The following is a 25,029-nucleotide window of genomic DNA, read 5'->3' as shown; positions in this document are numbered from 1 at the left end:
GTCAACTAATAAGGATTAGAAACTGGTTTATTTTTTATTCAAATTCCAGTTGTAATCGGTATAGCTTATTTTTATTTTGCCTTGCTTGAGATCTGCTGTTTGAGCCTTACTCAACCCTAATGACGAGCTATAACGACCCAAAAACCCTGCCAAATTTTTTGTGCCGCGCCAATTGGTTGCAAAATCTTCTTTATACCATTTAAAAATTGGCGACACTCTTAGCGTATTACCTTTGAGACTGTTGCGGCTCCTATCGGCCAAAAACTTAGAAGTTGCCTGCTCTAATTGACTGTCTAAACGCTTGCCGGTAAAGGCATCATCTTGCAGAGCAGGACAACCAATACTGGCACAATTGACCGCAAAGTGAATGCGCGGATCGTTATAGCGTTTAGAACCACGAATCAGATTGTGCTCGATATCATCAAGTGAGCGCGTCTTGCCGAGTACCGAAACAAAATCTTGCTTCCATGGCGACCCTAATAATCCGCCAATATCTTTGATAGATTTGACGTTTGGATATTTCGTCAACACCAAATCAACCGTACCAGCGTTATAAACATTGATTAAAAATGCCAACTGCTCGTTTTTACTCCAACGATTGAACTCTGATTTAGATACCTTGCTTGTTGCCTCCAGATAGCTTGTCAGCTTACTTTTATCTGCCTTCATGCCAGCATAATTGACCACTGAAGCTTTACCACCATTGGTCATGGTCACGTGCTTATTTAATAAGCTATCCCAGCTCTGATGGTTAAAGTCAGCATGAGCGGCCACGCTTGCTAATAAAATAGTCGTGGCAATCACTGGTTGTGCGAACAACGTCTTCGCTGAAAGATTAAATACTGACATAAGGCTTACTCCGTTTACACTGATTGTTTTTGTCTAGGTTGTTTTTTGTCTACTTTAAAAGTACTTATATTAAAACTGCTAAGGTGTGTCTATTAGCGCGGGCTCTACTGCTTCTTCTAATGCACCACCACAGCTACTTCCCTGTCCTGCTGTACAACCATAGCAATGATCCGCAATGGCAATGTCATCACCAGAAGGATTTTGCGTTAACAAATCACTTAGATGTCGCCGTGACTTGTTTGGTACAGGAATTTCTAACTGCTGATTGAAATCACAATCAAATAGCTCACCCAACCAATTAACACTAATGGTCGAGCGACACATAACCTCGGCCAAATTAGCAGCCATATAGTTGGCTTTGAGCAAATCCATATACGGATGGAATTGTTTCTTTGCCAATAGCACCGCGCCAAAACGCTGAATAGGCATATTGGTTAGGGCAAATAGATGATTAAACTCAATAGCAAAGTGCGCTTTTAGCTCATGCTTATAATCCGCTTCAAGCTGCTCTTGATTGGGTGGCAATGTCGCACCTTGTGGGTTGTAGACTAAGTTTAACGTTAAATCCGAATCAGGCTTGCCATAGCCCAACTGATTGAGCTTTTGTAATCCCAATATACTGTCGTCAAATGCGCCTTTACCGCGCTGCTTATCTACATTTTCTAGGGAATAACAAGGCAAAGAGGCCACCACTTCAACTTGGTTATCTGCTAAAAACTGCGCCATATCCTCATAACCCTCCTCCATGAGGATTGTCAGATTACAACGGTCTATCACTTTGACACCCAATGCTCGAGCAGCCTTAACCAAATACTTAAAATCCTCGTGCATCTCAGGCGCACCACCCGTCAAATCAAGCGTATCGATGTCTTGTGCTTGCAATACCTTTGGTATCAACTCAACCAATTCACGTGACATCATCTCGGTACGATAAGGGCTGGCGGCTACATGACAATGTACGCAGGACATGTTACATAAGTAGCCCATGTTGACTTGCAATATCGTTAGTTGACGTCGTTTTATCGCTGGAAAATCAGTATGCTCAAGTAAATCGATAGTTGATTTCATAGTGGTCTAAAATCCTGTTAGCAGTACAACTAAAAAAGGATAGCAATATAAATTTAGTTTTATGAATAAAGAAGGTAGCGCATTGCTTTTACTGTTTATTTTGAAAATTTACAGCTTAAAAATTATTTACCTACTTTATGGTTTATCTAATCAATCATACCTGATTATCAATAACTATTGACAACTAAACATATGGATTTTGTCTTTTATTCCAAATAAGCATTAAACTTCATTAGTCTTTATCAGCTTCGATAAAACGCTTATCAATATACTTCTTAAGATGCCATACCCAGCGACCTTGTAGGTTGACGTTACCCCAACTACCAATAGCGTATTTATCACCGCAAGATAGCAGGTATAGCGTGCGAGTCTTTGGCTGATAGCCTTTCATCACGCTATCTTTTAGATAGGCCAATAAGTTATCAGCTTCGACGGCACCACCATGTACTGAGTGTACCCCTGAATGCGCCACGTATTTATCGACTCGTGTCGCCACATCCCCGACAGCAAACACATTAGGATGAGAGACGCTCTGCTGTTTATTGTTTACCGCGATAAACCCATTTCCCTTGATTTCTAAATCCGTAGAGTCAGTCCAGGCCGACCCTATGACGCCAGTCGCAGCAATGACAGCATTGATAGGCAATGATTTATGAGTGGTCGACAGTTTGCCATCACAATAATCGGTTGCTCGTTCTCGAATTATCGTAATACCATGGCGATGTAACTGCTTGACCACCCGCTGACGAAAGCCCGAGTTAAACCCTGATAAAAGACTCTCACCGCATACTAATGTCACTTGATGATTACGATTGATTTTCTGTAGCGCAACTTGGGCAGCCATGACCAGTTCTATTGCCGCCGCGCCTGCTCCGATAATAGCCAATTGATACTTTTCAGATTGTTGAGCATTCTTTAGAATCTGCTGCCATTGCGTGATAAAGGTCGATAAGGGTCGTATGGCAATCACGTCAGTATTAGCATCGCTACCTACAGTACCAGCATCAACATCTCTATCGACACTATTGTTTCTGTGATCATTTTGATCATACAGCCAACGCATGTCCGTATCTGCGCCCGTATTTAGAGACAACACATCATAGGCAAAATCCGTTTGTTCATCGCCAGTCGTCACCACTTTATTAGAGGCTGCGTTTACTTGTACAAGCGACTGCTGAACGAAGCGCACACCTGCTCGCGCACAAAGCGATTTGATATCGATACTGATATCATGCAGCTGATAATGCCCTGCCATCCAACCAGGCAACATGCCAGAATAGATTGTTTGTGGTTGCTCACTAATCAAATGAATATCTGCATCTGTAGTATCGGTTTGCTTTAAGCGCTCTGCGCTAAGTCGGCGCAGCATGCCAATATGGGCATGACCTGCCCCTGCCAATAGTAGTATTTTTTTCGATGAAAATTTTGTCATAGATGATTTTATCAAAGCGTTTGGTTAGTGTTTAATAGAACGATTATTAATATAAATGACTTTAAAAACTCATTTAAAAGTATCATATGAATAAGACAAGTCTGTTGCGGGTACACAGCAAGAGCGTAAATGACTTATGTGGCTTATACAGATTCAGCCATATTCACTGCGTTGTTTGTTATTGCGAGAACGATATTTTGTATCACTGAATTAAAATCATAAAATAAGGTGAAATTATTTATCATCGCCCAGTACAATAGGACACTATAAGAGCCGCATAATAAATTGCGCTGCTTGACCCATTATTTGAGAAACATTGTCAAAACCATTAATGAAAATTATAAGTAATCAAGGAACCTTACATGAGTACCAACACCGATACCAGTAACGATCATATTTTGTCTTCTGATAATATTCACTACTTGCATCATGATTTTTTTGAACCAAGTAACAAAGACGTCGACATTAGCGCAACTTTACTAATTGTGCATGGCATGGCAGAGCACAGCGGTCGCTATAGTGATTTTGCACAGTTTTTGGCAGACAATGGTATTGCTGTGGCAACTTACGATCATTTAGGTCATGGACAAACTATCAAGACCGAGGCCGACCTCGGGTTTTTTGGTGAAGAACATCCGGTGCAGTCGTTATTAAAGGATGTGATTGTGATGGCAGATAGCCTAAAAGACCGTCATCCAGATGTGCCGCATTTTGTAATGGGTCACTCGATGGGGTCGTTTATCGTGCGTAATGTACTCAAACATCATGCACACAATTTTACAGGCGCCATCTTAATGGGTTCAGCAAATGCTAACCCACTGGCCAAGGTTTTATTACCCATTAATAAACTACTGGCCAAAGTCGCACCAAGACAGCCGAATACAATATTTGCTAAGGTAATGAACAAAGTCCTCAACAGCCAACTACCTGACCGCAACTCATCCTCACAGTTTGCGTGGCTCAGTGAAAATACTGCAAACATTGAAGCCTATGAAGCCGATCCTCAGACTGGTTTTGACTTTACCAATAATGGTTTTATGACGTTGTTTACGCTCATGGATACTGGATTGAATAAAAGCTGGGCTACTACTATTGCCAAAAACTTCCCGATGCTGTTTATCAGCGGTGAAGATGATCCAATCGGTGAAATGGGTCGCGGTATACGTAGGGTTGTCACGCGTTTGGACAAGCTTAATTTCAGTCATGTCGATATCCAGCTATACCCTAATATGCGCCATGAAGTATTGCATGAAAAAGACAAACAAACTGTCTATCAAGATATTTTAGAATGGATAGAGACCAATACGACTGGCGATTAAATCATGATAAATGAGTTGTTCTAAGAAGACATCTAAAAACAACTCATTCAATATTGTCACAATAAGGTCTTCAACGCGTTTGCTAAAAGCGGCCAAATTGGCGACAATACAGCGAGCAAGTTTTTGGACCGAGCCATACCTTAAGTTTTACTTCAGGCTGGGTCATATAAGTCAGTAACCATAACATTAAGATTAATCTCCCTTTCATTTATTTTAGGATTTTTTATGTCATTACAACAAACCATCGAACAAGCCTTTGAAAATCGTAACGAGTATAGCCCAAGCACTATGCCACAAGACGTTCGTGATGCGGTTGAGCAAGTGCTTGAGCAACTAGATAATGGCAGCCTGCGCGTTGCAGAAAAGAAAGATGGCGAATGGGTTGTCAACCAATGGGCGAAAAAAGCGGTATTACTGTCTTTCCGTCTAAACGACAACTACGTTCAAGCTGCTGGCGAGCATGTGCAGTTCTATGACAAAGTACCGACTAAGTTTGCTGATTGGACAGAGACACAGTTCAAAGAAGCTGGCGTACGTGTTGTACCACCAGCAATCGCTCGCAAAGGCTCTTTCATCGCAGCTGGTGCAGTACTGATGCCATCGTATGTCAATATCGGTGCTTATGTTGACCAAGGCGCCATGGTAGATACATGGGCAACTGTTGGTTCATGTGCTCAAATCGGTAAAAACGTCCATCTATCAGGCGGCGTTGGCATTGGTGGCGTATTAGAGCCATTGCAAGCAAACCCTACGATCATCGAAGACAACTGCTTCATCGGTGCACGTTCTGAAATCGTTGAAGGCGTAATCGTCGAAGAAGGCGCAGTCATCTCTATGGGTGTCTACATCGGTCAATCGACGCGCATTTATGATCGCGAAACTGGCGAGATTCATCGTGGCCGTGTACCAGCAGGCTCTGTTGTTGTACCAGGTAGCTTACCGTCAGAAGATGGCACGCACAGCTTATACGCTGCAATTATCGTGAAAAAAGTTGATGCGCAAACTCGTGCAAAAACATCAGTAAATGAGCTATTACGCTTAGCCTAAATATTTAGCACGTACCGTTGTTTGTTGAATAATATTGTTTTATATGAAGATGCTGGAGAATGACTCCAGCATCTTTTTTACAGCTTAATATAACGTGTTACGTTATAATCCTCTTTTAGTTTTGCTTTATGCAAACACAAAACCATCCGTACTATCCCCTGCCTTTTTTATTACGATTGATAAATGCTTTAGCACCTTATCGACCTTTAACTGTATTTGAAATATTATGAGTGAATCATTATTACGCACCGCCGCTATTCCTGTCACTGACCCTGAAGCAGGATTGCGTCTGACTGAGATTTTTTATTCCTTACAAGGTGAAGCAATCACCTCAGGCTTGCCGACGATATTTGTGCGTCTAACGGGCTGTCCGCTGCGCTGCGTCTATTGTGATACCGAGTATGCTTTTACTGGCGGCGAACGCCAATCATTAGAAACAATCATAGAAACCATTGCAAGCTATCCATGTAAGCGCATCTGTCTGACTGGTGGTGAACCATTGGCACAGCCGAATGCTATTGAGCTGATGACACGTTTGCTGAGTGATGGCTATGAGATATCTCTTGAGACAGCAGGCGCACTCACAGTAGAACACGTGCCGCCAGCAGTCAGCAAGGTGATGGATCTCAAAACGCCAAGCTCAGGCGAAGTCGATAAAAACTTATGGTCAAATCTCAACTATCTCACCGAGCATGACCAAATCAAGTTCGTCATTATGAATCGTAAGGATTATGACTGGGCAAAAACTAAATTGACCGAGCACAAGCTAAACAAATTGGTCGGTACGGTGTGGTTCTCTCCAATGTTTAATGTCGCAGATGATGGCGATGAACAGCTCAGCCCTGAAGTACCTGTACTAGCGCGAGAACTGGCGGAATGGATGTTAGCTGATGCCTTGCCAGTACGTTTTCAGCTGCAACTACACAAAATCATTTGGGCAGACGCCAAAGGCAAGTAACTATCAGCAAGTAACAAACAAAAAGTGTGAACACGTTGAGTGCCATGGATTAGCTACCCTATTGGCAATCAGTGGTCTGCTATCAGGCGTGGCTGCGACCAATCTGTTCTTATATGCACGTGAGCACGCAGTAACCTCAAGCAAGTGAGATCATCTTTGCTTTAGTCGATGATGTGATTCTGCTGGGTAATCCACTTCCCTCAGCCTTGGGTTTAGACGGTATCGTGCTGATTATTGTCGGACTGATACTGTTTGCAAAAGATGGCTAAAACAACAACCTCTACCATTTTAATAATCACGATTTGGCAATATAACCATGGTTAATGCTTTGATTTTTCCTGATATTCTATTATATTTGTTGGACATGGTTGGCGTTATTGCGTGCGCGATTGCAGGAACATTGCTGGCGCAGCATAAAGGTTTTGATATCGCTGGTTGTATCTTGGTGGCGATGGTCAATGCTATCGGCGGTGGCACATTACGTGATATGGCTCTAGACCGTCACCCTCTATTTTGGATGACCGACCTTAATTACGTGATCGTTATCACGGTGACCTCTCTTGTCTTACAAATCTTCTTCCATCTTTATCATAAGATTGACAATGCATTAAAACTTTTCGATGCCATTGGACTGGCAGCTTTTAGTGTGATTGGTTTTAAGGTGGCCCTAACCCTAGACATGGCACCTCTCATTGCTATTATGATGGGGGTCTGGACCGCCATTATTGGTGGTCTACTACGTGATATCATCTGTAATGAGATACCTTTAGTGCTACAGCGTGAGATTTATATTACTGCCAGTATCGCAGGGTCCGTGACTTATTTGTGCTTACAATATTTTGGGGTAAGTGCCAGTATCAACGAATTTATTATGTTATTTGTCATATTTGCGGTACGTATGCTAGCGCTTAGGTTCGACTGGCATCTGCCCTCTATACGACTTGTAGATTGATTAATTGAGCAAAGCTCTGCTTAGGTAGCTTTTGTTTGACTAACGATAATTAAAAATAGTGAGAACTGCCTATGTTGGCTATCGTATTGGATCCTACCGTACTGATCACTACTTTTGACCCAGGCTCTTTGATATATTTATTTGATATGATCGGTATTATCGCCTGTAGTATCTCAGGCACGATACTTGCCAAACACAAAAACTTCGATGTCTTCGGCTGTCTGCTTGTGTCTATTGTCACCGCTATCGGTGGCGGCACAGTACGCGATGTGATTCTAGATCGCCATCCATTATTCTGGATGGTAGATATGAGCTACCTGACCCTTATTACGATTTCTTCGCTAGCGATGCAGATATTTTTTCATCCAAACTCAAGGCGCGTGGATAAATTTCTCAAACTTTCCGATACCATTGGTTTGTCAGCCTTTACACTAATAGGTATCAAGATTGCTGATGACATGGGCGCCAATGTGCCAGTGGCACTATTACTGGGTGTGATTACCATCGTGGTTGGTGGTATCATTCGCGATATGATTTGCAACGAGATTCCGTTGGTACTACAGCAAGAGATTTACATCACTGCGGCGTTAACAGGTGGTGTTTTGTACTTTGCTCTAAGGCAATTAGGCGTTACAAATTGGGTAGCTGACATTTCTACGATGAGTACGATTTTTACCTTGCGTATGCTGGCTATTCGTTACGATTGGCAGTTTCCAACAATAGAATGGAAATACTGACACTAGCCTAAATAGGTGTGAAGAATGAGAGTGCCAACGCGCCCATATTTGAGCGCGTCTAGTATTGTCGTTTTAGCATTGTTGACTTAGCCTTGCTCTACCACAGCCAAGTCTTTGACCATCAGCTGTAAACTTTGCTTGCTATTCCATTCATTGATATCTAGCTGAAATAACAAATGGACTTGCTTAGCACGGTAATCCCAAGCTTCATTGTCAAAATTAAAGCAAATTGCTTCTATCGGATATTGAACGTCTGGATAGCGCAGTGATAGCTTAAGATGTTTGTCTTTTAAAACCTTAAAGCTCAGAACTTCAAACACACCGTCAAATATAGGTGGCGCAAATCCATGACCCCAAATACTGGCATCAGCTAAATGCTCAGCAAACCATAAGCTAAAGTCGCTCGCTTGCAAAGGTCCATCGGTGAATTTTTGCTCTGCAAAGACCTCATCATCCATTTGAGCCATTACTTCGTTAAAGGCTGTGACAAATGCCTCAAAGTTACGGCGCTTTAAGGTCAGACCTGCTGCCATCGCGTGCCCGCCGAAATGACTGATTAAGTCAGGGTGGCGCTCAGCAACTTGTTCAATCGCATCACGAATGTGTATACCTGGGATAGACCGTGCTGAACCTTTGATGACGCTGTCTTCATCTGTATGCTCAGTGTCTGCTGGCGCAAAAACGATACTGGGTAGATAGTGACTCTCTTTCAATCGACCAGCGACAATACCGATGACTCCTTGATGCCAGTCGTCTTTATATAGAATAATACTACGCGCGCCTCTATTGCTCGCTTTAGCAGTAGAGACAACTTGAACGATTGTCTCATCGTTACTGGCATTATCATTGCTGGCACTACTCGTACTATCGTCTTCAGTAGCCAATGCTTGTACGATACTATCAGCTTGCGCACGCATCTCGCCCTCTACATGACGACGTGTGCGATTCAACTGCTCAAGCTCTTGTGCCAAACGTTGTGCCGTACTCCAGTCTTCTGTTAATAAGCACTCGATACCGATACGCATATTATCCATGCGCCCAGCGGCATTGATACGTGGGCCCAACACAAAACCAAAATCCTGTGCATGAAGCTGTTTAGGATCACGGCCAGCTTGCTCAAGCAATGCCAATATCCCCATACAGCAGCGGCCTTGACGAATGGCTGATAATCCGTGATGTACCAAGATACGATTATTTTTATCCAATACCCCAACATCTGCAATCGTGCCAAGGGCGACCAAATCCAAATATTGGCTAACCTGTACCGTAGACTTGCCAGCTTCACGGCGTAGCTTTGCTAACCGTCCGAGCACATAAAATGCGACTCCGACTCCGACCAGTGCCTTACTAGCAAAATCACAATATAACTGATTGGGATTGACCACCGCTTCCGCAGGTGGCGTCTCTTTGGTCGTGAGATGATGATCAGTGATAATCACTGTGATACCATCAGCTTGGGCACGCGCTACCCCTTCATGACTTGAGATGCCATTATCAACTGTTACTATCACGTCTGGTTGGAAAGTCTCAATACCTAACTCGACAATCTCTGGCGTCAGACCATAACCGTACTTAAAGCGATCTGGCACTAGGAAATCAACGACTGCACCCATCTTCGTGAGCGCGCGCATCATTAGTGCTGTACTGGTTGCACCATCACAGTCAAAATCACCAACGATTAGAATACGCTGACGCTCGTCAATCGCCAGGTCTAATAAACACACAGCTTCAGTGACACCGTGCAGGGCCTCAGCAGGCAATAGACCAGCTAAACTGGTCGTCAGCTCATCAGGCGTTGTGATACCTCGCCCTGCATACAAACGAGCAAGCGTGAATGATTCAGCGGCAAGTGGTTGCAGCGCGGCGGGCAACTCGTCGATGCGAGTGCTGGTATAGCGGGGGGTTAAATTTAGCATGAACGTATTCTACTGGCTTTAGTGGAGGGTCACAATGACAATTTATACTACCTTTGTATATCATTAAGCATTGTACAATCTATTAGGCAATGCCCGTAAATTAGCGATAATTGATACGGCCATTTCTATAGCTTATACAAACCAACTTCATTTCATTACTTACAAAAAAGGTGCACAGTGTGAGTAATTTCATTCATTTTGCTACAAAGCAATGATTGTAAGCCACGCATAAATCCATAAAATAGTAAGCAACTGAAGAATTTGTTATTTATTGAACTTTTTATCATTTATATTTTAATTATTTATAAGGACGCTTTATGAAAACCACACCAGTTGCCGAAAAACTTCCAAATACTATCGACCCTAACCTAGATCTTGATAAAGTTAAAAAAGAATGTCAGGGAATGGTAAAAAAACGCGCTAGAGTTTCTGCTGGTGTAGCTATTGTTCCAGTACCATTTTTCGATGTTGCAGTCGATGCGGGTATGTTGACCCAATTGATTCCAGAGATTAGTGAGCGTTTTGGTCTCATTGAAGACCGTCAGTCAGCCATCAACCTAGAGTCACGTGAAGTGCATTGGAGCGCAGTAAAAGACCGCACCGTAGATTTCGCTGGTCTAATGGCGACACGCGGTATCGTCAAAAAAACCATTCAAGGTTTCGGTGGTCGTATCGCCGCCAAACAAGTGACCAAATTTATCCCACTTGGTGGTCAACTGGTCGCTGCGACTATGGGCTACACGATTTTTAAGAAAATCGCTAATGACCATATCAACGAATGCTATAAGTTGGCAAAAGACATTCAACAAAAAGAACACGGCAAAAACGTATAAACGAGCCGAATAGATTAGTCTATATTAGGCCAGTTAAGTGATTACTTAGCTGGCTTTTTTATCGCTTACACCTATAGGTCGTAGGCGTCTGAAATAATATGCGACTGTGGTTAATGATGTCATTGCTAGGTTTTACTGATAATATACAGCTTTATCTATTACAGACATCTTAAAGGACTAACTTATGAAAAAAATCGTGGCTTCAACGATTATGCTGGCAACTTTTGCTTTGGCTGGATGTACAACTACTGGTGGCGTGAACAATACCACTGGCAACGCAATCGGTACTGCGAACGAGATTGGTATGAATGTCTTTAAAGCGGCAATTGACAACCAATGCCGTAGTGAAATCGAAAAACAAAATGCATGGCGTGTAGCAAGTGTTGCTATGACTGAAGCACAACAAGAATCTGTTAAAACAAACGTTTGTGGGTGTGTGAGTGAGCAAGCGCCGCAGCAAGTCACTATCGTTGAATTGGGCAATGCCGCTGTTGATTCTCAGTACCGCACGCAGCTAGTGGCACAAGTGGTCGCAAAATCTATTCAAAGCTGCTATACAAGCTTTGTACAATAGAAGATAAATCGCATTATTCATAAGAACAAGAAGTAATAAAAAGGGTGCGTTATACATAGCGCACCCTTTTTATTACTGATATTTTAATTCTACTGATTGGCCTAAAACTTATCTGTCTCAGACGGTTGAGACGTTATAGAAGCAGTGAGAGGCAACGATTGGCTGCGGCGGAAGTATTTCGAAGAGCTCTCGATAATTTTGTCTACTTCCTTAATTAAATCGTTGATAACATCATCATAAATACCGTGATATAGCTCTTTTTCAAATGCGGTAAACGGATGCTTACGTGAAGCGGAACTAACCTCAGTGACGCCATCTTTACTATAAAAAATATCTACGCGCCCATCACTGTTTAACACACAGTTCAATGAACCGCCTTCAATTTCCATCTCTACGCGTTCTGGCATAAAAATGTAATCATCTACATCAATGAGTTTTTTTTCTACTTCTCGTTTAAAAAATGATTTGATATCAAACATAGGTAAATCCCTGACTTTATAATTATAAGATACGTGAGCATGTCGAGCACTGTGGCTGCTACCCAATATTCATCTGTGTGATTAACGGGTCATGCTTTACTCAGTTATCCTATAAGATAGCGTCAGGTTATTTAAGGGGCGATATGTAAAACTGCGTTTGATGTTGGTAAAAATGTGTGGTTAATCTTAGCTTCAATATATGATCAGCAAAATAGGTCTATAAAAATACACCTAAAAAAAGGGCGCTGCCAGTTAGCAACTCCCCTTTCATATTATCGAACTGCATTGATTGACTGAATTAGACCCAACCCTTTTCACGAAATGATTTGAGTACCTCTACAAATACTGCCATCTCATCAGGTCTACCAAGCGTTAAACGATTAAAACCAGCAATAGGCGCAAATTCACGTCCAACCGCAATCCCATGTTCGCGCATTCTATCGATATAGGTTTGTACATCGCCTTTTATCTCATGAAATACAAAGCTCGCCTGCGAGGGCAAGTAACGTAAACCAAGCTCATCCAATGTTTGCTCAACCATCTGACGTGATTGATTGGTCGTTCGCAAGCTCAATGCTAGAAACTCGTCATCATCCAAAGTCGCTAACGCAGCGACAGCGCCTGACAAATTGGTATTATCAATCGAGATAAAAGCCTCGAGTCTGGCTATCATTTTCGAGCTAGCAACTGCATAGCCGACACGCATGCCAGCAAGTGCACATAATTTTGAAAAAGTACGTACGATAATAAGATTCTCTGAGCGCTGTTGTCTTACCCACTCAATACCACTTTCAAAACTTGGATCAGTCACATACTCTGAATAAGCCTCATCTAGTAAAAAATAATGGTTGTCTGGCGCACTTTCTATCCATTCTTTGAGCTTTACTGTGTCCGTAATAGTCGAAGTTGGATTATTTGGATTGCACAGATAAAACAAGCTAATCCCATCAAAGTCATCAGCGACTTTTTGCATGCTTTGTAAGTCAAAATCATAATTTTCAGTAATCAGTGGTACTTTTACCACAGGCACGTCGATAGAGATCGCATACAGCTCAGCATAAGCAAAGGTTGGATGCGGTACGATAACTTGGAATTTTTTGCCTTCTACTAATGCTTGATGTTGTAGCATTTGGACGACGGTACGGATATTTTCGCTAGAGCCACTGCCCAGTGAGATTTGGCTCTCCGACACACCATTTATCTCAGCAACCTTAGTAATCAGGGCCGCACGCTGGTCATCAGGATAACGAAAGCCGATGTCTAAAGAGTCGATAACGGCTTGTTTGGCAGCATCTGACATGCCGAGTGAGTTTTCGTTAGAATTTAATTCTATTAAGTTGTTGGTAAGCACAGTGAATAATACGCCTAGATTATGTCCATTCCAAAAATTTAGTCTGTGTTGACAATGTGATCTATGAGAACAACAAGCATCACTAGCGCCTTACTCGCGCTCAGATTTTTCGCTTGCGACTTAAATTTTTGGAATATTGTATGGATGGTGAGTTTTATGCAGATATGTTAAGTGGCAATGCGCTGTATTACAAGCATTCTGCGCATTCCAATATTCAATAAACCATAAAAAAAGTGAGGTACTCAAAAAGCACCTCACCTTCGCTACTGTTTCATCCAAACATTTAACCCAAGCTATTAGATTAAATGTGCTTTTAACTCCAGCACTTTATCACGCGTTTTTGCTGCTTCTTCAAATTTCAAATCACGCGACATTTGCTGCATCTGCTTCTCTAATCGCTTGATTTCTTTCGCAAGTAAATCAGGACTACGTAAGATATTGATATCGACATCTGGCAAGTTACTCTTAACTGGGATAGCTTGATTGTCGTTGGTATCCACGCTTTCGCCCGTATCAATCTTGTCCGTGATACTACGGCGAGCACCTTTTGGCGTGATGTTATGCTCAAGGTTAAAGGCAATCTGCTTATCACGGCGACGATCCGTCTCATCTATCGCCTTTTGCATACTTGGCGTAATACGATCAGCGTAGAGAATAGCTTTACCATTCAAATGACGTGCGGCACGACCAATGGTCTGAATAAGCGAACGCTCAGAACGTAAGAAGCCTTCTTTATCGGCATCAAATATTGCTACCAGTGATACTTCAGGCATATCCAAGCCTTCGCGCAGTAAGTTAATGCCGACCAATACATCATGCACACCTGTACGGAGCTCATGAATAATCTGCATACGCTCAACAGTGTCGATGTCCGAATGTAGATAAGCCACTTTTACATCATATTCTTTCAGATAGCTAGTCAAATCCTCCGACATACGCTTGGTCAACGTAGTAATCAGTACACGCTCGTCTTTTTCACGGCGTTTGGTAATCTCTGATAGCACATCATCGACTTGAGTCAAAACAGGACGTATCTCTATCTCAGGGTCAATCAGACCAGTCGGACGAACGACCTGTTCAACCACTTGTTCGCTATTCTCTAGCTCGTATAGGGCGGGCGTAGCACTGACATAAATGGTTTTGGGCTTAATACGCTCCCACTCTTCAAACTTCATTGGGCGGTTATTCATCGCACTTGGTAATCTAAAACCATAATTGACCAAGTTTTCTTTGCGTGATCTATCGCCTTTATACATTGCACCAATCTGGGAAACAGTCACGTGTGATTCATCAAGGAACAGCAAAGCATCTTCTGGAATATAATCAAACAACGTCGGCGGTGCTTCCCCAGATGGACGACCAGAGAGATGCTGTGAATAGTTTTCGATCCCGTTACAGTAACCAAGCTGCTGAATCATCTCAAGATCATACTGAGTACGTTCTTTAAGGCGCTGCGCTTCAATCAGCTTATTGTTTTCGCGGAAGTACTCTAATCGTGGTTCTAGCTCTTCACGAATCGTATGACTGGCAGCTTCTAGTTTATTGCGCGGCGTCACATAATGCGATTTCGGGTAAATAGTAATACGTGGCAAACTGCGTACCGTCTTACCCGTTAAGGGATCAAACCACGTAATTTTTTCGACTTCATTATCAAATAAATGCACGCGCACCGCTAACTGCTCAGACTCAGCAGGATAAATATCTAATAGCTCTCCACGCAAGCGATACGTACCACGGCCAAAGTCTAGCTCATTACGTGTGTATTGCATCTCAACCAAACGCTTAATAGTCGCCGTACGGTCGATGTTATCGCCCACAACGACATGTAGTAGCATTTTTAAGTAGCTCTCTGGATCACCCAAACCATAGATACACGATACCGAAGCGACAATAATCGCATCACGACGCTCTAACAAAGCACGCGTGGCGGACAGACGCATCTGGTCAATATGATCGTTAATAGCGCTGTCTTTTTCGATAAAGGTGTCACTGGCAGCGACATAAGCTTCTGGCTGATAATAATCATAGTAGCTGACGAAGTATTCAACAGCATTATTAGGGAAGAACGATTTGAACTCACCATATAGCTGCGCGGCAAGTGTTTTGTTATGTGCCATGATAATAGTTGGACGCTGAGTTTCAGCGATGACTTTCGCCATAGTATAGGTCTTACCAGAACCAGTGACACCCAACAGTAACTGCTCGTCCATGTCCGAATTGACACCGTTGACTAGTTTTTTGATGGCTTGCGGCTGGTCGCCTGCTGGCTCAAAGTCAGTAACCATCTCAAAGGCACGACTCGATATTTGCGTCCCTGACGCATTAACACCACTAATTTCAGCTTCACCTTGGAGCTGAGTGGCCAACTGATTTAACTGACGCGATGAGCGTGGTTCAGGCATTCGCATAATGGCTTTCTTCTTATTGAGGTTTATAACAATATGGGGTCTGAGCAGCGGTTTTTAAAGGAGAATAAGGAGTCTCACCTTATGTTCAAAACGCTGTCTCGCTACCCAAAACATGAGTATATATATGTACCATTTATTAAAAGGTAAGGCTTAATATTAGCGGATAAAACTTACGTCGTTGTAAAAAACGCACACAGTATTCGATAAATTTACAAAGATTTTCATGGTTAACAAACTCGTTACACGACCACCTAACAAAGCCTAACACTCAAGGGTTCCAACATTGATTTAAGCTGCTATTATCGTTCTTGAATTAACAAGTTGATGACTTTTCAATGCAAGTGAATTGATAGCTATATAGCAATTCATATGATTAGTTTTATACTGACTGTCATCAAATAGAAGACCAATAAAAACACATTGAACTTTTATTCAATATAATAATTTTAAATAAATGACGGAGTAAATTATGAGAGAACGTTACGCAAGTGGTATTTCAGACGAAACTGCGAAAAAAATGATTGATTTGTTAAACGCTAACCTAGCAAACGTTATCGATTTAACGTTAGATGGCAAACAATGCCATTGGAACCTGCAAGGTAAAGGTTTCATTGGTGTACATCAATTGCTAGATGAAACGTCAGAGCGTATTCTTGAAGTATCGGATACTATCGCAGAACGTATTGTGATCCTAGGTGGTCAGCCTAATGGTTTGGCGAGTCGAGTAGTAAAAGAGTCTATCCTAAACGACTACCCAACTGACATCACTGAAGTAGATCAGCATGTTCGTGAGCTAACTAGCCGCTATAAGAAAGTCGCAGAAACATTGCGTGAAGCGATTGCTACTGCTGGCGATGCAGGTGATGAAGACACCGCTGATTTATTTACAGAAGCAAGTCGTATCATCGATAAAGATGCATGGTTCATTGGAGCAAACTCACCAAAGAACTAATAGCAGTTGAACTGAATACTTATTAAAGTTATAAAAAAGCCGTCATAATTGACGGCTTTTTCGTACTTATAGTTTTTGTGATTTACAAAATTTTGAACAAGCAAAATTCCTTATTAACAAGTCTAAGCTACTCTTCAAGTTTAAGGGCTTTAATATCTGCAGCCATTCTTGGCATAACATCTCGTACCTTTTTCATAGTAGATTCCATAACGATAGGCATTACTTGTGCCATATAGTCTTTCATCATATCTGGCTGTTTATCAATGATATTTTGACCCGTTTTGCTACTATAAAATGCGATCTGTGCATCTACCTCTTCTTGATTAAAATGCTGCTTAGCAGTTTGAACATATACGTCGACGATTTGTTGATTCATAGCGGCTCTATTACTACCATCTATCATTTCCTGAGTATATTTACTGACAATATCTTCTAAACGTTGACGCTGCTCCGTACTCAAATTATCAGTAGATAGCGAAGATAACACGGACTGCGTCACTTGATCTGTAATGCCACTTTCACCAGACATGTCATTCATCATCTCAACGACCTTAGTGACCTCAATGAGTTTTAGTAGAGAGGCATCCGTCGGCACTGTCGCTTGTACTGATAATGTTGGCACCGCCATCAAGCTGACAGCACTGATACTTAGCGATATAGCGAATACGGTGTTCTTCAGTATAGTGCTCTTAAATAGAGTTCTCATATCATTATCGCCTTATGGTTTATTAGCTATTTTTTAGTGGACTATAGTCGATTAAATTCAAAGGTAGTATAAGGTAACCGAGGGTAGATGTATATTGAATACTTTAAGCGAGGTTAACACTATCACACCTCTATAGTGGAGTGATTATATCAGGTAAAGTCAAAGTATCTGCGTTAGGTTCTGACAGTGTCAAGATAGCCTCTTGAAACACTGGATTACTTCTAAATAGATTTTCAATCTCTTCAAACTTCTGAGCGATATACTCTTCTTTTTGATTACCTGCGATGTCTACTGCCGCCACCATAAATATCTTTTTTGGGCCGACCCACTCTAAGTGCAGATAGGACACACTATCGATATCTGGATGATTGAGCAGCTCACTTAAAACATATTCATGCATACGGTCAGTGACTCTATGTCCAACTAAAAAATCTCGGTTACGACTGATCAAAAATATGGCGACGATGCCCAGTAGTAGACCAACGATGATAGACCCTAAGGCATCCCAATATGGTTCACCTGTATACGCATGCATACCCATGGCAGCAGCGGCAATCACCAAACCGATAACCGCTGCTAAATCTTCAAAGAACACACCGCGCAATGTTGGATTAGAAGTGTCTACGACATAGCCAAGTGCACTGATATCAAGTGCCTCGCCATGCTTTTTGCTTTGTCTGTACGCCTGAACCAATGAGATTCCTTCGAGCACAAACGCCACTGCCAATACAATAAAGCCAATCGTATAGTTAGTCTCAGACTCAGTAGCATTCCATTCCTTGATACCTGTATAAATAGAGACAATTGAGCCTGCCGTAAACACACCAAAGGCAGCAATCATCGACCAAACATAAGACTCTTTGCCATAGCCTAACGGATGACTTTTATCAGCAGGTTTGATGGACTTTTTTTCTGCGACGATGAGCAGTGTACCATTACCAGCATCCGCCCATGAGTGAGCTGCTTCTGCAATCATAGACGCTGAACCTGTCATAAAGGCAGCAACTGTTTTTGCGATTGCAATAACCAGATTGGCCCCAACCGCAATCAACACAGTAACGAGTGAGCCTGAATGCTCATCATTGGTTTCAGGGCTTTGATTGAGTGTGTTTTTTAGTTCAGGGTCATTTGGGACTTTATGATTGCCCGCCCCACGCGAGCGAGGTACTTGTGCTTTAGAAGAGGCTGATAAATGGCGCTGGGGATTAGCAATAGATGGCTTTAGACTCATGCTAGACTCACTGAGATAACATATTGATGGTAGCGTTTTTGCCATAGATGAATGGCTTAAAACATACATTAGCTTAAGGTGGCTGCTCTACAATATCAGTGTCTTTTTAGTGAGTCGTTGTATAAGTTATTAGTTCAATAAGGCTGGATAGCGTTAAATAATCTCAGATAAGTTAGGCTACTTTTTTACTTTGTCGTGCTCTTCATGTTCACCAACCTGCTCATTAACTTCTTCGAAATCGCAACTTGGTCGATTTGAGCTTTGCATACGCAAATTCTTACGCTCCAACGCAGCATCAGCACGGCATTGCTGCAGGTTGTTTTTAATCTCAAGTGGTGGCACTGCGGTTGGCTTACCTTTATCATCGATAGCCACCATCGTAAAGTAACAGCTGTTGGTATGACGGACGGTACGACCACGTACATCTTCTGCTTCGACGCGGATACCTACTTCCATTGAAGTCTTGCCCACATAGTTAACGCTAGCTGCAAAAGTGACCAACTCACCCACATATATTGGCTCACGGAACATCACCTGATCGACAGACAGTGTCACCACATAGTTACCACTATAGCGACTGGCACAAGCATAAGCGACCTGATCAAGCATCTTGAGTAAATCACCACCATGTACATTACCAATAAAATTCGCCATATCAGGCGTCATCAGTACTGACATGTATAGCTCATGGTTTAAAGGCGCTTTTTTGGCAGTTGAGCTGGTATTGTATTGCGGCATAATATTCCTTAATGGCTTGAGATTTATTTATTATGTCTACCATTTATACAGCAGGTCGCCTTATAGCACAAACAGACCTCTATCATTAGACAGTCTAAATTGTGTAAATTGCAGCTATTTGAACAGCGTTATATAAGCACTAGCTTAACCAGTGGAAGCGATACGCAAGCCATGCCACTATGGCGCTCACTGAGCCAGTCAAAATACCACCCCACACAAAGTCAACCAACGCCGTATCTAATGTGAAACCCTTATACAGTGCCAAATTGGTAAAGTCGTATGTACCATAAGCCATCAAGCCAATCAGCCCGCCGAGCAAGAAGATATGACCAACAGATGCGCCTGCTTTGATTTGCGGATACAGAACCAAAATACAGAGTGCCAATATATAAAACATATAGAACACGCCAGCAGCCATCATGTTTGGCTCATCCGCCAATAGATGCCCGATACGCGACTCGTAAAAGGCCCCTTTCATAGTCGTTAGCCATACAGCATCGACACCCAAAAAGATAACCACAGCAGCGAGATAGATAAAAACGTAACCCATGATATTACCTCTTATAAAATGAATAAAAACGGATAAAATTTATAGTGTTAGTCTTGGTTGAATAAAGTCTAAAAATGCCAGAATACGCGAAGATACGGCGCTGTTTTTGTAATATACCGCCTGTATGACTTCGCGGTTGTTCGGTCTGACTATCGCCTTAGGCAATACCTCAACCAATCGTCCAGAGTCCAAATCCTCACCAATCATAAAATGTGACAACAAAGCGATACCCTGATGATTTAAACATAGCTGACGCAAGGTCTCACCACTACTGCCAGTCATATGAAAATTCAGTTTAACTGGTGTTCTTAACGGCCAACTATTTAGCTTGGAGGCATCGTTAAAGCCAATCAACTTATGAGTGCTCAAATCATCAATATGAGCTACTTCATTATACTGATTCAAATATTCAGGACTGGCTACCAGTCGTAGCTTACTTTTACCTAGTAGGCGTGCATGCAGATTTGAGTCTTTTAAATCACCAATTCTGATAGCCAGATCCGTCTTGTACTCAAGCAAATCAATAATATTGTCATGCGAGGTGAGGTCGAGAGTGATATGTGGATACTGCGCCACAAAATCACCAACCAAAGACGTTAATTGATGAAAGACAAACGGGCTGGCAGCGTCAATTCGTAGATGCCCACTCGGCGATTGTTTTAACAGCTTAATCGCTTCTTCACCGGTATATAACGTATTTAAACTCTCACGCGCATATCTTATAAAGACATGCCCTTCTTCCGTCAGCTCCAAGCGCCGTGTCGTTCTATTTAGCAGCGTGCACTGCAGCGTATCTTCGAGTCTGGACACAGCACGAGATACTTTGGCAACTTGCTGATTCAGCAAATTGGCAGCGCCAGTAAAGCTACCCGTGTCTACTACCGTCAAAAATATCTCTATGTCTTCTGTTTTAGCATGTTCCATCATCATGATTACCTTTACAAAATTGACAAAGGTATTTTGTCATTTATGCTGTTTTTTGCAAACTATAAATCGATCAAACTACGCGCATCATTTAATTATTAGGATGTCGTTATGCCACTCGCTTTATGGGCGCTTACTCTAAGCGCATTTGCAATTGGGACAACCGAATTTGTCATCGTTGGATTGGTACCAACTATTGCCGCCGATTTGGGCGTAAGCTTACCTTCAGCAGGATTGCTCGTTAGCCTATATGCTGTCGGTGTTGCCATCGGTGCCCCTATACTTACCGCACTCACTGGCCGCTGGAATCGTAAAATTGTACTGATGAGCCTTATGGGTCTGTTTGTCATGGGTAACTTACTGGCTTGGCAAGCGCCCAGTTATGAAACTTTAATACTTGCCCGTATCTTGACCGGTCTGGCACATGGTGTGTTTTTCTCTATTGGTTCTATGATTGCTACTAGCCTTGTCAGTAAAGAAAAAGAAGCCAGCGCAATTGCTATTATGTTTACAGGACTTACCGTGGCGCTCGTCACTGGCGTACCGCTTGGCACATGGATTGGACAGCATTTCGGTTGGCGCGCTACGTTTCTGGTCGTCTCAGTACTGGGTTTAATCGCTTTAATTGGTAGTGCCATATTAGTACCAAAAAACCTAAAAAAATCTATCCCTGCAACGTTCAAAGAGCAATTACAAGTCATTGTAAAACCACAATTACTACTGGTTTATCTCATGACTATCCTTGGCTATGGTGGTACGTTTACGGCATTTACCTACCTAGCACCTATCTTAGAGCAGCAGACCAAATTTGCGCCATCAGCCATTGGTCTTATCATGCTCGTATATGGCGTGTCCGTTGCGATCGGTAATATCTGGGGCGGAAAACTTGCAGATAAACGTGGTCCTATTAGCGCGCTTAGCATTATATTTAGTGCTTTGAGTGTTATTCTTTTATTGTTCACCTTTACTATGCAATCCAAGATTGCCGCGGTGCTGACTATCTTAGTATGGGGTGCTTTTGCCTTTGGTAATGTACCGGGCCTACAAATCTACGTGGTCAAGCAAGCTGGAAAGTATACGCCGAACGCCGTCGATGTCGCTTCTGGATTGAATATTGCTGCATTCAATATCGGTATAGCACTGGGCTCAATCATCGGTGGTAGCGTGGTTGAAAATATGTCACTACAAGACACGGCTTGGATCGGTGCTGTCATCTCTTTAATGGCATTAGCGGTAACACGCTATTCAGGTCTACGTGATAAGCGTGCCCTGCAACCATCGTAGAAACTTTTTTCGATGTAGAACTTTTCAATATATAACCTTGCAACACATGGGTCTCAAACTGTTTATACAGTATGAGACCATATGGATGCTATGAACAAACCATATCTACGTCACCATACTTATACCGACGCTATGGCTGACGTATCTGCATCGTTGAAAGTAGTCTCATCGTTCAAAACCGTTTCGTGATTTAAGACGGCAGATGGTAAGTCAGAAAAATGCAGCGTATCAATGTTATTAGGCTTCACCGCAGTGACTTGCACCACACCAATCGTGCGCTCCAAAAAGCCACCTTCGCAATAGCAAAAGTAAAACTCCCATAGGCGGATAAAGGCATCGTCATAGCCAAGCGCTTGAATCTCTGCACGCTGCGCCATAAATGCAGCACGCCAGTCACGCAGCGTATACGCATAATCAAAGCCATAATCATGTAATTGTTTGACAACCATATCTGTCTGTTCAGTAAATTGAGTAGTTAGCTCTTGGTTTGAAAGCAGACAACCACCTGGGAAGATATGCGTTTGGATAAAATCAACTGAATCGATATACTCTTGATAATTTTGATCATTAAAAGTGATGGCCTGCAATACCATGAGTCCTGTTGGCTTGAGTAAACTATTGCACTTGGCAAAGAAAGTCGGTAAATACTCATGCCCCACCGCTTCAATCATCTCGATACTGACTAGCTTGTCATATTGACCTGTCAGCTCGCGGTAGTCTTGTTTGAGCAGTGTAATCTTGTCCGATAGTCCTGCCGCTTCGACTCGTCGCTGTGCCTCATCATACTGAGCATCAGAGATAGTCGTAGTGGTCACATGACAGCCGTAATGCTTAGCAGCAAAGATAGCAAAACCGCCCCACCCTGTACCGATTTCAATCACATTATCATCAGCACTAAGCTGTAAACGTTGGCAAATAAGCGACAGCTTGTGCTGCTGGGCATCGCTAAGCGTTACGTCAGACGTAGGGTAGACTGCTGATGAGTACATCATCGTATCGTCCAAAAACCGCTCGTACATATCGTTGCCCAAATCATAATGCGCTAGGATATTAGATTTGGAGCCAGATTTGTCATTACTACGTAGTTGATGCTTCGCTTTTTCAAATGCTTTACTAACGCCTGCAAAACGATTCTCTAATTTATTGAGCATTGCTAAGTTACGAGCTGCCAAACGAATCAAACCTGTTAGATCATCTGTATCCCACTCACCATCGATATAGCTGTCCGCTAGTGCGATAGAGCCGCCAAGTAATAGCTGGCGATAGACAGCAGAATCATGAATCTGTAATGTTACATGTAGCGAATGGCGACCAACCGCCGAGCTACTAGCGTCATTAGTAGCGACTCTACCAAAACTACTGGTCTTATGTTCCTGCTCATCGAATGTTTCAATCAGCGTGAGACTACCAAACTGAACATGCTGTAACGCGCGAAAAATGAGCTTTCTAGCTAAGTGGTTCACACTATTGCTGACTGGCTTTAGTACAGCACTTTCATTAACTACTTTACTCACACGAGCAGTTAATTTCTCTAGTTTTGTGACTGGTGCTCGGTCGGTCGGTCGTGCTGGCATCGTGTGTTTATCCTTGTTTAAGTGCTTTATTTTTTGGTGGTACCTTTTCAATACTACATTGACGATATTTTTGGATTGTTAATGTTAAAAATTGCTGAAACTATAAGACATCTTTTTGACTATTACTTCGCTACTATTTATTTTTCTGCTGGCTGTCAGCTAATTTTTCATCGTAGTTGATATATGGCACCTTTTTAATCGCATAGAGCTTGAACGCATGCCAATAGATACGTGTTAAAGACGTCATATTCATTAAGGGATTTTTCTGCAGACTATGACGAACAGCATCTTCCGTCATTGGTACGCCTGACATTTTTATACCAGTTTTTAAAACTTCACCGCGCTCATCACTGATATTGATAGCGATACGCACTTGTAGTCCACTGTCAGGTTGCTCGTCTGTTTGTGTACTTTTTACCGTGACCTGCCAGCGGTACAGCTGATCGATAGGGTTAAAAGGTGATACATGAAAGTCCTTGTCATGACAGAACTCAGTGTCCTCTCCTTCTAACAAAAACCCGTAGTAATGGCGCTTGTCCCATGGCGTATTGGACACTTCAGCCAACAGATGAGTGGGCGTTTGCTGCGCATCAAACCCTAAGTAAAAATTAACGGGGCTAAAGTACATGCCAGCATTACGGCAGACGAGTAATCCCAACATATTGCCTTCAGGTGCGCTACCTGCATATTTTTCAAATGCTTGGCTTAAACGTTTTTCTAGTGCTTGAACAGACTGTACATTGCTATCAAGATCTTTATCGTTGCTTAGGCTATTAGCACTCTGTATATTAGTATGCTGTAAATAATCATCAGGACAGAAACGTTGCAGCGCCTTTTTCTTTGCTGAAAATAGAGGCAGACTTTGCGCTAGTAGCTTTTTCGGTAATATTGTCCGTAGTGGTAATTTCCCTAGAAGCCTACCCTCATCAAATGCTGATGTGCTAATTTCAGGAAGTTCCTGTCCTGCTGCCAGCGCGCTAATATTGATGCCCCAGTAGCGATAAGGGTAAACAAATTTATTCACACTAGGTAGCAGCCGAATGTGCCATGTCGTGCCCTCAAACAGTTGATGTGGCAATGCTTTTGTATCATAAGAAGACTCATGATTTGGCGTAGCATTGGTATTTTGAGCGGACGTGGTCATAAA

24 protein-coding genes are annotated in these 25,029 nt (G+C 42.4%); 10 read left to right on the top strand and 14 right to left on the bottom strand.

Annotated features, from left to right (window positions below; all coding sequences use genetic code 11):
• Positions 1–27: 27 nt before the first annotated feature.
• The 3 genes from ACT3QN_RS05570 to ACT3QN_RS05560 form a co-directional block, all read right to left on the bottom strand.
• Positions 28–849 carry a DUF547 domain-containing protein gene (locus ACT3QN_RS05570; RefSeq protein WP_444523230.1) on the bottom strand — a complete coding sequence of 274 codons (822 nt, stop codon included), beginning with the start codon at positions 847–849 and terminating at the stop codon, positions 28–30.
• A 78-nt stretch (positions 850–927) separates the two neighbouring features.
• The gene (gene arsS / locus ACT3QN_RS05565; RefSeq protein ID WP_444523229.1) at positions 928–1,917 is read right to left on the bottom strand and encodes an arsenosugar biosynthesis radical SAM (seleno)protein ArsS; all 990 of its coding nucleotides are present in this window, start codon (positions 1,915–1,917) and stop codon (positions 928–930) included.
• A gap of 232 nt (positions 1,918–2,149) precedes the next feature.
• The gene (locus ACT3QN_RS05560) at positions 2,150–3,349 is read right to left on the bottom strand and encodes an FAD-dependent oxidoreductase (RefSeq protein WP_444523228.1); all 1,200 of its coding nucleotides are present in this window, start codon (positions 3,347–3,349) and stop codon (positions 2,150–2,152) included.
• A gap of 362 nt (positions 3,350–3,711) precedes the next feature.
• Between ACT3QN_RS05560 and ACT3QN_RS05555 the strand changes: the two genes are divergently transcribed.
• From ACT3QN_RS05555 to ACT3QN_RS05530, 6 genes are all read left to right on the top strand, one after another.
• The gene (locus tag ACT3QN_RS05555) at positions 3,712–4,668 is read left to right on the top strand and encodes an alpha/beta fold hydrolase (RefSeq protein WP_444523227.1); all 957 of its coding nucleotides are present in this window, start codon (positions 3,712–3,714) and stop codon (positions 4,666–4,668) included.
• 225 nt (positions 4,669–4,893) lie between these two features.
• On the top strand, positions 4,894–5,715 hold the full coding sequence (gene dapD / locus ACT3QN_RS05550) for a 2,3,4,5-tetrahydropyridine-2,6-dicarboxylate N-succinyltransferase (RefSeq protein ID WP_444523226.1): 822 nt from the start codon (positions 4,894–4,896) through the stop codon (positions 5,713–5,715).
• A 226-nt stretch (positions 5,716–5,941) separates the two neighbouring features.
• On the top strand, positions 5,942–6,673 hold the full coding sequence (gene queE, locus ACT3QN_RS05545) for a 7-carboxy-7-deazaguanine synthase QueE (protein WP_444523225.1): 732 nt from the start codon (positions 5,942–5,944) through the stop codon (positions 6,671–6,673).
• A 173-nt stretch (positions 6,674–6,846) separates the two neighbouring features.
• Complete coding sequence (locus ACT3QN_RS05540) at positions 6,847–6,942, top strand: hypothetical protein (protein WP_444523224.1); 96 nt, start codon at positions 6,847–6,849, stop codon at positions 6,940–6,942.
• 47 nt (positions 6,943–6,989) lie between these two features.
• On the top strand, positions 6,990–7,625 hold the full coding sequence (locus ACT3QN_RS05535; protein WP_444523223.1) for a trimeric intracellular cation channel family protein: 636 nt from the start codon (positions 6,990–6,992) through the stop codon (positions 7,623–7,625).
• Positions 7,626–7,696: 71 nt separating this feature from the next.
• Entirely contained in the window at positions 7,697–8,362 is a 666-nt protein-coding gene (locus tag ACT3QN_RS05530; RefSeq protein ID WP_444523222.1) for a trimeric intracellular cation channel family protein, read from the top strand.
• A gap of 86 nt (positions 8,363–8,448) precedes the next feature.
• On the opposite strand, the gene recJ is transcribed toward ACT3QN_RS05530, so the two are convergent.
• On the bottom strand, positions 8,449–10,278 hold the full coding sequence (gene recJ / locus ACT3QN_RS05525; RefSeq protein ID WP_444523221.1) for a single-stranded-DNA-specific exonuclease RecJ: 1,830 nt from the start codon (positions 10,276–10,278) through the stop codon (positions 8,449–8,451).
• Between the two features lie 317 nt (positions 10,279–10,595).
• Here recJ and ACT3QN_RS05520 point away from each other — a divergent pair, with 317 nt between their 5' ends.
• Together ACT3QN_RS05520 and ACT3QN_RS05515 are read left to right on the top strand one after the other, a co-directional pair.
• Positions 10,596–11,111, top strand: coding sequence for a hypothetical protein (locus ACT3QN_RS05520; RefSeq protein WP_444523220.1), 516 nt, complete (start codon positions 10,596–10,598; stop codon positions 11,109–11,111).
• 184 nt (positions 11,112–11,295) lie between these two features.
• The gene (locus tag ACT3QN_RS05515) at positions 11,296–11,685 is read left to right on the top strand and encodes a hypothetical protein (protein ID WP_444523219.1); all 390 of its coding nucleotides are present in this window, start codon (positions 11,296–11,298) and stop codon (positions 11,683–11,685) included.
• A gap of 101 nt (positions 11,686–11,786) precedes the next feature.
• Here the strand turns inward: ACT3QN_RS05515 and ACT3QN_RS05510 are convergent, their stop codons facing one another.
• The 3 genes from ACT3QN_RS05510 to uvrB form a co-directional block, all read right to left on the bottom strand.
• The gene (locus ACT3QN_RS05510; protein WP_444523218.1) at positions 11,787–12,164 is read right to left on the bottom strand and encodes a hypothetical protein; all 378 of its coding nucleotides are present in this window, start codon (positions 12,162–12,164) and stop codon (positions 11,787–11,789) included.
• Between the two features lie 298 nt (positions 12,165–12,462).
• Positions 12,463–13,515 (bottom strand): pyridoxal phosphate-dependent aminotransferase, encoded by a 1,053-nt coding sequence (locus tag ACT3QN_RS05505; protein ID WP_444523217.1) that lies wholly within the window; start codon positions 13,513–13,515, stop codon positions 12,463–12,465.
• A 296-nt stretch (positions 13,516–13,811) separates the two neighbouring features.
• Entirely contained in the window at positions 13,812–15,923 is a 2,112-nt protein-coding gene (gene uvrB / locus ACT3QN_RS05500) for an excinuclease ABC subunit UvrB (RefSeq protein WP_444523216.1), read from the bottom strand.
• Between the two features lie 469 nt (positions 15,924–16,392).
• Here uvrB and dps point away from each other — a divergent pair, with 469 nt between their 5' ends.
• Complete coding sequence (dps, locus tag ACT3QN_RS05495; protein WP_444521291.1) at positions 16,393–16,875, top strand: DNA starvation/stationary phase protection protein Dps; 483 nt, start codon at positions 16,393–16,395, stop codon at positions 16,873–16,875.
• Between the two features lie 127 nt (positions 16,876–17,002).
• Here dps and ACT3QN_RS05490 read toward each other — a convergent pair whose 3' ends face one another.
• From ACT3QN_RS05490 to ACT3QN_RS05470, 5 genes are all read right to left on the bottom strand, one after another.
• A complete protein-coding gene (locus ACT3QN_RS05490; protein WP_444523215.1) occupies positions 17,003–17,581 on the bottom strand; it encodes a DUF2059 domain-containing protein in 579 nt (192 codons plus the stop codon).
• A 130-nt stretch (positions 17,582–17,711) separates the two neighbouring features.
• The gene (locus tag ACT3QN_RS05485; protein WP_444523214.1) at positions 17,712–18,812 is read right to left on the bottom strand and encodes a cation diffusion facilitator family transporter; all 1,101 of its coding nucleotides are present in this window, start codon (positions 18,810–18,812) and stop codon (positions 17,712–17,714) included.
• A gap of 177 nt (positions 18,813–18,989) precedes the next feature.
• Positions 18,990–19,550, bottom strand: a complete 561-nt coding sequence (locus ACT3QN_RS05480; RefSeq protein WP_444523213.1) for an acyl-CoA thioesterase — start codon at positions 19,548–19,550, stop codon at positions 18,990–18,992.
• 139 nt (positions 19,551–19,689) lie between these two features.
• On the bottom strand, positions 19,690–20,100 hold the full coding sequence (locus tag ACT3QN_RS05475) for a DUF2177 family protein (RefSeq protein WP_057760908.1): 411 nt from the start codon (positions 20,098–20,100) through the stop codon (positions 19,690–19,692).
• A gap of 39 nt (positions 20,101–20,139) precedes the next feature.
• On the bottom strand, positions 20,140–21,030 hold the full coding sequence (locus ACT3QN_RS05470; protein ID WP_444523212.1) for a LysR family transcriptional regulator: 891 nt from the start codon (positions 21,028–21,030) through the stop codon (positions 20,140–20,142).
• Between the two features lie 105 nt (positions 21,031–21,135).
• Here ACT3QN_RS05470 and ACT3QN_RS05465 point away from each other — a divergent pair, with 105 nt between their 5' ends.
• Positions 21,136–22,308: an MFS transporter gene (locus ACT3QN_RS05465; protein ID WP_444523211.1), complete on the top strand. Its 1,173-nt coding sequence runs from the start codon at positions 21,136–21,138 to the stop codon at positions 22,306–22,308.
• A 119-nt stretch (positions 22,309–22,427) separates the two neighbouring features.
• Here ACT3QN_RS05465 and ACT3QN_RS05460 read toward each other — a convergent pair whose 3' ends face one another.
• Together ACT3QN_RS05460 and ACT3QN_RS05455 are read right to left on the bottom strand one after the other, a co-directional pair.
• Positions 22,428–23,882: a class I SAM-dependent methyltransferase gene (locus ACT3QN_RS05460; protein WP_444523210.1), complete on the bottom strand. Its 1,455-nt coding sequence runs from the start codon at positions 23,880–23,882 to the stop codon at positions 22,428–22,430.
• Between the two features lie 133 nt (positions 23,883–24,015).
• Positions 24,016–25,026, bottom strand: a complete 1,011-nt coding sequence (locus ACT3QN_RS05455) for a DUF1365 domain-containing protein (RefSeq protein WP_444523209.1) — start codon at positions 25,024–25,026, stop codon at positions 24,016–24,018.
• Between the last annotated feature and the right edge of the window lie 3 nt (positions 25,027–25,029).

Origin of the sequence: Psychrobacter sp. AOP7-C1-14, from assembly GCF_052376135.1 — a bacterium.
GTDB lineage: Bacteria > Pseudomonadota > Gammaproteobacteria > Pseudomonadales > Moraxellaceae > Psychrobacter.
The sequence above is the reverse complement of the archived record's forward strand: the minus strand, read 5'-3'. Positions and strand labels throughout refer to the sequence as shown.

Bases quoted from the DNA above. Each gene is read 5' to 3' on its own strand.
- ACT3QN_RS05570 (WP_444523230.1), bottom strand. From the start codon at position 849: ATGTCAGTATTTAATCTTTCAGCGAAGACGTTGTTCGCACAACCAGTG.
- arsS (WP_444523229.1), bottom strand. From the start codon at position 1,917: ATGAAATCAACTATCGATTTACTTGAGCATACTGATTTTCCAGCGATA.
- ACT3QN_RS05560 (WP_444523228.1), bottom strand. From the start codon at position 3,349: ATGACAAAATTTTCATCGAAAAAAATACTACTATTGGCAGGGGCAGGT.
- ACT3QN_RS05555 (WP_444523227.1), top strand. From the start codon at position 3,712: ATGAGTACCAACACCGATACCAGTAACGATCATATTTTGTCTTCTGAT.
- dapD (WP_444523226.1), top strand. From the start codon at position 4,894: ATGTCATTACAACAAACCATCGAACAAGCCTTTGAAAATCGTAACGAG.
- queE (WP_444523225.1), top strand. From the start codon at position 5,942: ATGAGTGAATCATTATTACGCACCGCCGCTATTCCTGTCACTGACCCT.
- ACT3QN_RS05535 (WP_444523223.1), top strand. From the start codon at position 6,990: ATGGTTAATGCTTTGATTTTTCCTGATATTCTATTATATTTGTTGGAC.
- ACT3QN_RS05530 (WP_444523222.1), top strand. From the start codon at position 7,697: ATGTTGGCTATCGTATTGGATCCTACCGTACTGATCACTACTTTTGAC.
- recJ (WP_444523221.1), bottom strand. From the start codon at position 10,278: ATGCTAAATTTAACCCCCCGCTATACCAGCACTCGCATCGACGAGTTG.
- ACT3QN_RS05520 (WP_444523220.1), top strand. From the start codon at position 10,596: ATGAAAACCACACCAGTTGCCGAAAAACTTCCAAATACTATCGACCCT.
- ACT3QN_RS05515 (WP_444523219.1), top strand. From the start codon at position 11,296: ATGAAAAAAATCGTGGCTTCAACGATTATGCTGGCAACTTTTGCTTTG.
- ACT3QN_RS05510 (WP_444523218.1), bottom strand. From the start codon at position 12,164: ATGTTTGATATCAAATCATTTTTTAAACGAGAAGTAGAAAAAAAACTC.
- uvrB (WP_444523216.1), bottom strand. From the start codon at position 15,923: ATGCGAATGCCTGAACCACGCTCATCGCGTCAGTTAAATCAGTTGGCC.
- dps (WP_444521291.1), top strand. From the start codon at position 16,393: ATGAGAGAACGTTACGCAAGTGGTATTTCAGACGAAACTGCGAAAAAA.
- ACT3QN_RS05490 (WP_444523215.1), bottom strand. From the start codon at position 17,581: ATGAGAACTCTATTTAAGAGCACTATACTGAAGAACACCGTATTCGCT.
- ACT3QN_RS05485 (WP_444523214.1), bottom strand. From the start codon at position 18,812: ATGAGTCTAAAGCCATCTATTGCTAATCCCCAGCGCCATTTATCAGCC.
- ACT3QN_RS05480 (WP_444523213.1), bottom strand. From the start codon at position 19,550: ATGCCGCAATACAATACCAGCTCAACTGCCAAAAAAGCGCCTTTAAAC.
- ACT3QN_RS05475 (WP_057760908.1), bottom strand. From the start codon at position 20,100: ATGGGTTACGTTTTTATCTATCTCGCTGCTGTGGTTATCTTTTTGGGT.
- ACT3QN_RS05470 (WP_444523212.1), bottom strand. From the start codon at position 21,030: ATGATGATGGAACATGCTAAAACAGAAGACATAGAGATATTTTTGACG.
- ACT3QN_RS05465 (WP_444523211.1), top strand. From the start codon at position 21,136: ATGCCACTCGCTTTATGGGCGCTTACTCTAAGCGCATTTGCAATTGGG.
- ACT3QN_RS05460 (WP_444523210.1), bottom strand. From the start codon at position 23,882: ATGCCAGCACGACCGACCGACCGAGCACCAGTCACAAAACTAGAGAAA.
- ACT3QN_RS05455 (WP_444523209.1), bottom strand. From the start codon at position 25,026: ATGACCACGTCCGCTCAAAATACCAATGCTACGCCAAATCATGAGTCT.